This is a genomic window from Paralimibaculum aggregatum (assembly GCF_030270585.1).
GTDB lineage: Bacteria > Pseudomonadota > Alphaproteobacteria > Rhodobacterales > Rhodobacteraceae > Thermohalobaculum > Thermohalobaculum aggregatum.
On sequence record NZ_BSYI01000048.1, the window covers coordinates 34,311 to 42,236 of the forward strand.

At 70.1% G+C, this 7,926-nt stretch carries 7 protein-coding genes; 4 read left to right on the forward strand and 3 right to left on the reverse strand.

What is annotated here, in order from left to right; translation table 11 throughout:
* Positions 1-4: 4 nt before the first annotated feature.
* The 3 genes from nikC to QSJ97_RS21060 all read right to left on the reverse strand — a co-directional run bounded on the left by nikC (position 5) and on the right by QSJ97_RS21060 (position 3,480).
* Positions 5-943 (reverse strand): nickel transporter permease, encoded by a 939-nt coding sequence (gene nikC / locus QSJ97_RS21050; RefSeq protein WP_285674237.1) that lies wholly within the window; start codon positions 941-943, stop codon positions 5-7.
* Positions 944-953: 10 nt separating this feature from the next.
* The gene (locus QSJ97_RS21055) at positions 954-1,874 is read right to left on the reverse strand and encodes an ABC transporter permease (RefSeq protein WP_285674238.1); all 921 of its coding nucleotides are present in this window, start codon (positions 1,872-1,874) and stop codon (positions 954-956) included.
* Between the two features lie 64 nt (positions 1,875-1,938).
* The gene (locus tag QSJ97_RS21060) at positions 1,939-3,480 is read right to left on the reverse strand and encodes an ABC transporter substrate-binding protein (RefSeq protein WP_285674239.1); all 1,542 of its coding nucleotides are present in this window, start codon (positions 3,478-3,480) and stop codon (positions 1,939-1,941) included.
* 151 nt (positions 3,481-3,631) lie between these two features.
* Here QSJ97_RS21060 and QSJ97_RS21065 point away from each other — a divergent pair, with 151 nt between their 5' ends.
* From QSJ97_RS21065 to QSJ97_RS21080, 4 genes are all read left to right on the forward strand, one after another.
* Positions 3,632-4,504: a MurR/RpiR family transcriptional regulator gene (locus QSJ97_RS21065; protein WP_285674240.1), complete on the forward strand. Its 873-nt coding sequence runs from the start codon at positions 3,632-3,634 to the stop codon at positions 4,502-4,504.
* Between the two features lie 28 nt (positions 4,505-4,532).
* A complete protein-coding gene (gene menC, locus QSJ97_RS21070) occupies positions 4,533-5,636 on the forward strand; it encodes an o-succinylbenzoate synthase (protein ID WP_285674241.1) in 1,104 nt (367 codons plus the stop codon).
* A 97-nt stretch (positions 5,637-5,733) separates the two neighbouring features.
* Positions 5,734-6,903: an acyl-CoA dehydrogenase family protein gene (locus QSJ97_RS21075; protein WP_285674242.1), complete on the forward strand. Its 1,170-nt coding sequence runs from the start codon at positions 5,734-5,736 to the stop codon at positions 6,901-6,903.
* A gap of 246 nt (positions 6,904-7,149) precedes the next feature.
* Positions 7,150-7,926, forward strand: a 777-nt coding sequence (locus QSJ97_RS21080) for a tyrosine-type recombinase/integrase (RefSeq protein WP_434220948.1), incomplete at its 3' end; no start/stop codon positions are given.

Consider the following 7,926-nt stretch of genomic DNA (forward strand, 5'->3'; position numbering starts at 1 on the left):
CCCGTCATCTGTGTTTCTGCCGCGGGTCGAGGGCCTCGCGGATGCCGTCGCCCAGCAGGTTGAAGGCGAGCACCGCCACCATGATCGCGAGGCCGGGATAGATCATGATCCAGGAGGCCTGGGTGAAGTAGTCGCGCCCGGCCGAGAGCATCGCGCCCCATTCCGGCGAGGGCGGCTGCGCGCCGAGGCCGAGGAAGCTGAGCCCGGCCGCCGCCAGCACCGCCGAGGAGACCCCGAGCGTCGCCACCACGATCAGCGGCGGCAGGATGTTGGGCAGCAGATGCACGAAGATCAGCCGCATGTGCCCGGCGCCGGCAACATAGGCGGCATCGAAATAGGCGCGGTTGCGCTCGACCAGCGTCACGCTGTAGGCGACGCGGGCATAGAACGGGATCGCCGCGATGCCGACGGCGATCATCGCATTGGTCAGGCTCGGCCCCATCACCGCCACCGCGGCCAGCGCGATCAGCGTCTCGGTGAAGGAGAACACCACGTCCACCAGCCGCATCAGGATGCGCTCGGTCCAGCCCCCGGCATAGCCGGCGACGAGGCCGACCAGCGTGCCGACGGTCAGCGAGATGCCGACCGCGATGACGCCGACCTGGATGGTCAGCCGCGCGCCGTGGATCACCCGGCTGAAGATGTCGCGGCCGAACTCGTCGGTGCCGAACCAGTGCGCGGCGCTCGGCGGCGAGAGGAACATGCCGGCGCCCATCTCGTCCGGGTCGAAGGGCGCGATCCAGGGTGCGAAGACGGCGGCGAAGACCAGGGCCAGCACCAGCGCGAGGCCGATCCGGGCGCCGCGGTTCACCGTCGCCGCGGCGAGCAGGGCGCGCAGGCGGCGCCAGATCCCGGGCCGGCGATAGCTCTCCTCCCCGGCCGGGCCGGGCATCGCGCCGGCCGCCTCGGCGAGCTCCACGGCACGGTTCACGCGGTTCTGCATCGCGGCCTCCCTATCGCCGGATGCGCGGATCGAGCCACGCATAGATCAGGTCCATCAGCAGGGAGACGGTGACCACCACCACCGCGAACATCAGGATGAAGCCCTGGATCAGCGGGTAGTCGCGCTGGAAGATCGCCTGGATCGCCATGCGCCCGACGCCGTTCCAGCCGAACACGTTCTCCACCACGATCGCGCCGCCCATCATGTAGGTGAACTGCAGCCCGATCATCGTCACGATCGGCACCAGCCCGGCGCGCAGCGCATGGCGCGACAGCACCACCGCCTTGGGCAGCCCCTTGGCATGGGCGGTGCGGATGAAGTCCTGGTCGAAGATGTCGATCATCGAGGAGCGGGTCAGCCGCGCGATGATCGCCGCGTTGGTCAGCCCCAGCGTCACCGCCGGCAGCACCAGGTTCTCGATGCCGTTGCCGGCCACCGGGAACCACTGCAGCTGCACCGCGAAATAGAACAGCAGGATCAGCCCGAGCCAGAAATGCGGCATCGAGACCCCGAGGATCGCCGTCGTCATCAGCACCGTGTCGATCCAGGTGCCGCGCTTGTAGGCCGCGACGAAGCCCAGCGTCATGCCGATGGTGGCGGCGATCAGCAGCGCCGCGCTCGCCAGCACCAGCGTGTTGGGCAGGCGCAGCAGCAGCAGCTCGAGCACCGGCTGCTCGCCGCGGATGGTGTGGCCGAGATCGCCCTGCAGCACCCGGCCGATATAGGTGACGTACTGCTCCACCAGCGGCCGGTCGAGCCCGAGCCGGGCGCGCACCTCCTCGAGCTGCTCCGGCGTGGTGCCCTGGCTCTGGGCATACATGATCTGCACCGGATCGCCCGGCACCAGATGGATCAGCATGGAGACGGCGATGGTGGTGACGAAGACCGTCAGGATCGCCGCGAAGACGCGCTGCAGCAGGTATCGGGCCATGATGCTCCCTCGGGGGGTGGCACGGGGTCCGGGCGGCAGCCGCTGCCGCCGCCCGGGCGCGGGCTCAGGGGGCCGCCATCGCGGTGAACTGGGCGCGGTTGAACGGGCCGATCTTGAAGCCCGGGTTCTCGGCCGAGACGGCATAGAGCCAGAGCCAGCCGGGGGTGTAGATCGGCACCTGCGCCGCCTCCTCGAGCAGCACCTTGAAGATCGCCTTCACCACCTCGGCGCGCTGCGCCGGATCGACCGTGGTGCGGCTCGCCTCGAGCAGGGCGTCGAGCTCGGGCGTGTGGAAGCCCTCATAGGCGCCCGGCGAATGCCAGAGCAGGTAGAGCAGATCCGGGTCGAACCAGGTCCAGCCCATCAGGTCCATGTAGCCCGGACCCTCGGCCTTGTTGTTCTCCTGGGTGTCGCGGGCGTTCAGCGTGCCGATATCCATCACCTCGATGCTGGCCTTGATGCCGACCTTGCCGAGCATGTTCTGGATCACCTGCAGCATCCGCTCGCGGCTGTCGCCGGTCCAGGTGGCAAGGATCACCTCCATCGGCCTGTCCGGCCCGTAGCCGAGCTCGGCGAGCAGCGCCTTGGCCTTCTCGGGGTCGTAGTCCTGGTCGTGCTGCTGGCAGAATTCCGGGTCGTTGCCGAACACCCCGCGCGACAGCGGGCAATACTGCCGCTCCACCAGGTCGCCGTAGACGATCTTGATCGCGATGTCCTTGTTGATCGCGTGCGAGACCGCCCGGCGGGCGCGGGCATCGTCGAAGGGCGGGCGGTTGACGGCGAATTGCAGGAACATGTTCTGCCCGGTGCCGGAGGCGACATGCACCTCGACCGAGGCGTCCTCCTGCAGCGCCTTGACCTCCTGGATCGGCGGCACGATGACGTCGAGCTCGCCGGTGCGCAGGCCGGCCATCCGGGTCTGCGCCTCGGGCATGGTGCGGATCACCAGCCGCTCCGCCATGGCGGCGCCGGGGTTGTCGACCGGGCGGCCGTGGTTGACATAGCCGTCGTTGCGGCCGAGCACGAGCTCGGAGCCCTTGGTCCAGGAGGCGAGCTGCCAGGGGCCGGTGCCGATCGCCGAGCCGGTGCCGAAATCATCCGCCCCGGCATTGCTGTCGCAGAGCATCGCGGTGAACTGGTCGGCCATGAAGGGCACGAAGGCGCCGAACGGTTTGGCCAGCTTGAACGAGACGGTCAGCGCATCGACCTTGTCGACCGCGGTGACCTCGCCCCAGCTTGCCTTGGTGAGGCTCGGATTGTCGGAGAACAGCGCCCGGTTCGCGGTCCAGAGCACGTCGTCGGCGTCGAAGGCGCTGCCGTCGTGACAGAGGATGCCCTCGTGCAGGCTGAAGACCACCTCGGTGCCGTCCTCCGACACGGTCCAGCTCTTGGCGAGGTTGGGCACCGGGGTGCCGCTGTCGTCGAATTCGAGCAGCGAATCGTAGATCTGGTACCAGACCTGCCGGGAGAGGGTGGAGGTGGCGCGGTGCGGATCGAGCGAATCGATGTCGCCGTCCCGCGCCCAGACGATGTCGCCCGCCGATGCCGGCAGCGCGAACCCCAGCGCCAGTGCGGCGGCAACCAGGGGTTTCGATCCTCGAAGCATGTCGTGTCTCCTCTGTTGAACAGGGCGCCCGTTGCCGTTCGCTCGGAAATCTGTGGCGTCTCTTGCGGCGTTGCGGAAAAGGCTGAAACACAAATTTTAGTTTGTCAAGCTTGTGAAATTCTAGTTTCATGAGCGCGAAAGGGGAGGTCCGATGACGAAGGACGATCCGTCGACCGCGAGGCCGCGGGCGATCGAGCGGCACATCCGCTCCGTCTACGAGCAGATGCCGAAGAGCGAGCGCGCGCTGGCCGATCGCGTGCTGGAATATCCCAACGAGGTGCTGCTGCATTCCGCCACCGAGCTGGCCGCGATCGCCGGCGCCTCGAAGGCCGCGGTCTCGCGCTTCGTCAAGCGGCTCGGCTTCAGCGATTTCCGCGAGATGCAGCGCGAGTTCCGCCAGGCCCAGACCACCGGCGACCCGATCTTCCTCACCGCCTCGCCGGAGGCCGGGCGCGGCACCCTCGCGGCGCATCTCGAGAACGATGTCGCCTGCCTGCGTCAGACCATCGAGGCCATCGACAGCGCCGCGGTGGAGGAGGTCGCCCGGCGCATCATCTCGGCCCGCCGGGTGGTCTGCCTCGGCTATCGCAACAGCTACTTCTTCGCCTCCTACATGCGCCGGCAGCTCGTGCTGGTGCGCCCGGACGTGGCGCTGGTGCCGGGGGCCGGGCAGATGCTGATGGAGGAGATCGGCGCGCTGGGCCCGGACGACCTGCTCTTCGCCTTCGGCGTGCGCCGGCGCGCCGCCAAGCTCGGCCCGGCGATGCGGATGATGCACGAGCGCGGCGTGCCGATCGCCTATGTCACCGACCGCCGGGCGGTCACCACCCTGCGCCATGCCACCTGGGCCTTCCCCTGCCAGGTGCGGGGCATGTCGCTGTTCGACAGCTATGTCGGGGTGATCAGCCTGACCAATTTCATCTGCACCCGGGTGCACGACCTGGTGGGCACCGAGGGCCGCGCGCGGCTGCGCATGGTCGAGGAGGCGCTGGACCAGCTCGGCGAGCTCGACCCGGACAACTGACGGGGCACGACCATGCCCGCAAGGAAGGATGACGATGCATATTGACGAGATCCGGGTGTTCCACGTGTCGATGCCCCTCAAGGAGCCCTGGAGGACCGCCTTCAGCGAGGAGCATGCCATCGACACCGTGCTGGTGCGCATGCGCAGCGGCGATCTCGTGGGCTGGGGCGAGGCCGCGCCCTATGCCGTGCCGCAGTTCTCGCCGGAATGGACCACCGGCTGCCTCGCGCTGATCCGCGACGTCTTCGCGCCGCTGCTGGTCGGGCAGGAGATCGCCTCCGGCGCGGCGCTGCAGGCGCGGCTGGCCAGCTTCAAGGGCAACTACTTCGCCAAGGCGGCGCTCGACACCGCCTGGTGGGATCTCCACGCGAAGGCCCGCGGCCTGCCGCTCTGGCGGCTGATCGGCGGCGCCGCGCCCGAGGTGCGGGTCGGGGCGGACATCCCGGTGCAGGCGGACCGCGCCGCCCTGCTCGCCCATGTCGGCCGCGCGGTGGCCGGCGGCTTCGGGCGGATCAAGCTGAAATACCGCCGCGACAGCACGCCCGAGATGGTCGCCGCGGTGATGGCGGCGGCGCCGGGGGTGCCGGTGCATATCGACTGCAATGCCGGCTTCGGGCTCGAGGACCTGCCGGTGTTCCGCGCGCTCGACGGGCTCGGCCTCGCGATGATCGAGCAGCCGCTCGGCTGGACCGATCTGATCGACCATGCCCGCCTGCAGGCCGAGCTCGAGACGCCGCTCTGCCTCGACGAATCGATCACCTCGCTGGAGGCGGCGCGGCAGGCGGTGGAGACCGGCGCCACGCGCAAGCTCAACATCAAGCACGGCCGCGTCGGCGGGCTCACCAACGCGCTGGCGATCCATCGCTATTGCCGGGAGGCGGGAATTCCCTGCTGGGTCGGCGGCATGCTCGAATCCTTCGTCGGCCAGGGCGTGTCGCTGGCGCTGGCGACGCTGCCGGGGCTCGACTACCCGGCCGACATCTTCCCCGACGGGCGGCTCTATGCGGCGGATCTCGCCGGGCCGGCGCTGGATCTGAGCGGGCCGGGCGAGATGACCGCGCCGGAGCGCCCCGGCCACGGCTTCGCGCCGCTGCCCGGGCGGCTCGCCGCGGTGCTGGTGGCCGAGGGCTGAGCCCGGGCGCCGCCCGCGGCGGCGCCGGCGCGGCATTTCTCTGGCCTTGCGCGCGGGCCGGGCATAGGTGTTCCTCGAGCCTCGAAAGGAGTTCGCGATGCCCGCCGCCGCCGCCCCCGACGACCCCCATGCCGATCTCCGCGAGGGCGTGCGCGCGCTCTGCGCCGAGTTTCCCGCCGAGTACCACCGCAGGATCGACGCCGAGCGCGGCTATCCGGAGGAGTTCGTCGAGGCGCTGACCCGCGCCGGCTGGATGGCGGCGCTGATCCCGGAGGCCTATGGCGGCTCGGGGCTCGGCCTCACCGAGGCCAGCGTCATCATGGAGGAGATCAACCGCGCCGGCGGCAATTCCGGCGCCTGCCACGGCCAGATGTACAACATGAACACGCTGGTCCGGCACGGCTCGGAGGCGCAGCGCCGGGAGTTCCTGCCGGCCATCGCCGAGGGCCGGATCCGGCTGCAGTCGATGGGCGTCACAGAGCCGACCACCGGCACCGACACCACCCGGATCAAGACCACCGCGGTGCGCCGCGGCGACCGCTGGGTGATCAACGGCCAGAAGGTCTGGATCAGCCGGGTGCAGCATTCCGACTACATGATCCTGCTGGCGCGCACCACGCCGCTCGCCGAGGTGGCGAAGAAATCCGACGGGCTGTCGATCTTCCTCGTCGACATCAAGGCGGCGATGGCCTCGGGCATGGCGGTCCGGCCGATCCCCAACATGGTGAACCACGAGACCAACGAGCTGTTCTTCGACAATCTCGAGATCCCGGCCGAGAACCTGATCGGCGAGGAGGGCAAGGGGTTCAGGTACATCCTCACCGGCCTCAATGCGGAGCGGGTGCTGATCGCCGCCGAATGCATCGGCGACGGCTACTGGTTCACCGACAAGGTCACCGCCTATGTCGGCGAGCGCCAGGTCTTCGGCCGGCCGATCGGCCAGAACCAGGGCGTGCAGTTCCCGATCGCCGAGGCCTATATCGAGGTCGAGGCGGCGAACCTGATGCGCTGGAAGGCGGCCGCGCTCTACGATGCCGGCCAGCCCTGCGGCGCCGAGGCCAACATGGCCAAGTATCTCGCCGCCAAGGCCTCCTGGGAGGCGGCCAATGCCTGCATCCAGTTCCATGGCGGCTTCGGCTTCGCCGAGGAATACGATGTCGAGCGCAAGTTCCGCGAGACCCGGCTCTACCAGGTGGCGCCGATCTCCACCAACCTGATCCTCTCCTATGTCGCCGAGCACGTGCTCGGCATGCCGCGCTCCTTCTGACCGGCCGCCCGGCCCTCCGCCGGCGCGCCCGCGGTCGCCGCCCGCGAAGCGCAGACCGGGAAGCCGGAGCGGGATTCTCCGCGCCGCCGCGCGGGGCAGGCGCCGCGATATCGGCCTCGGCGGCGATCCGGCGGTCGGCCTGCCGGGGCCCGGGAGCGGGCGGGCGAGCTGCGCGGGATCGCGACGAGCGGCGGCGACCCGGTCGCGGCGAATGCCCCGGCCGGGCCCGCGCCGAGCTTCGAGACGGTGGCGCGGACCGTCTACGCGGGGCTGCTGCCGACGTGGAAGCCCGGCGGCGTCCATGTGCGGCACTGGATCGCCTCGCTGGAGCGGCACGTCTTCCCGACGCTCGGCCAGATCCCCATCGTCCGCATCACCAGGCAGGACATCGCGCGGGTGCTGCAGGCCATCCGGTTCGAGCGGCCGGAGACCGCGCGCCGGGTCCGGCAGCGGCTCCGCGCGATCATGGCCCGGGCGAAGGCCAACGAGAAATATGCGGGCGAGACCCCCGTGGAGATCGCGTCGGGCGGACTGGCGGACAACCGCCCGGAGGGCCCCGATCATCACCCGGCCCTGCCCCGTGATGCCCTGCCGGGCGCGATGCAGGCACCGGCTGCGCAGGACAGCGTCAGCGGCCTCGCCCTCAGGTTCATCACCCTCCCGGCCGTCCGGTTGGACGAGGGGCGCGGCGCATGCTGGGGCGAGATCGACCGCGAGACGCGGATCTGGACCGTCCCGACGGCGCGGATGAAGACCCGGCGGGACCACCGGGTGCCGTCGAGTGCAGCGGCGCTCGAGGTTCTGGAGGACGCCAGGGGCCTCGATGACGGCCCGATCTTTCCCGGACAGAGATCCGGCAAGCCGCGCACGGATGTCGCGGTGACCAGGGCCCTGCGCCGGGCCGGGCGGGACGACTGCTCGGCCCGCGGCATGCGCTCCACCTTCCGCGACTGGGCCTGGGAGCAGACCGGCACACCGCGCGAGATCGCCGAACTCTGCCTCGCCCATCAGGTCGGCAACGCC

What these genes read in the sequence shown, in the direction of transcription:
- nikC (WP_285674237.1), bottom strand. Translation starts at nt 943, where the DNA reads ATGCAGAACCGCGTGAACCGTGCCGTGGAGCTCGCCGAGGCGGCCGGC.
- QSJ97_RS21055 (WP_285674238.1), bottom strand. Translation starts at nt 1,874, where the DNA reads ATGGCCCGATACCTGCTGCAGCGCGTCTTCGCGGCGATCCTGACGGTC.
- QSJ97_RS21060 (WP_285674239.1), bottom strand. Translation starts at nt 3,480, where the DNA reads ATGCTTCGAGGATCGAAACCCCTGGTTGCCGCCGCACTGGCGCTGGGG.
- QSJ97_RS21065 (WP_285674240.1), top strand. Translation starts at nt 3,632, where the DNA reads ATGACGAAGGACGATCCGTCGACCGCGAGGCCGCGGGCGATCGAGCGG.
- menC (WP_285674241.1), top strand. Translation starts at nt 4,533, where the DNA reads ATGACGATGCATATTGACGAGATCCGGGTGTTCCACGTGTCGATGCCC.
- QSJ97_RS21075 (WP_285674242.1), top strand. Translation starts at nt 5,734, where the DNA reads ATGCCCGCCGCCGCCGCCCCCGACGACCCCCATGCCGATCTCCGCGAG.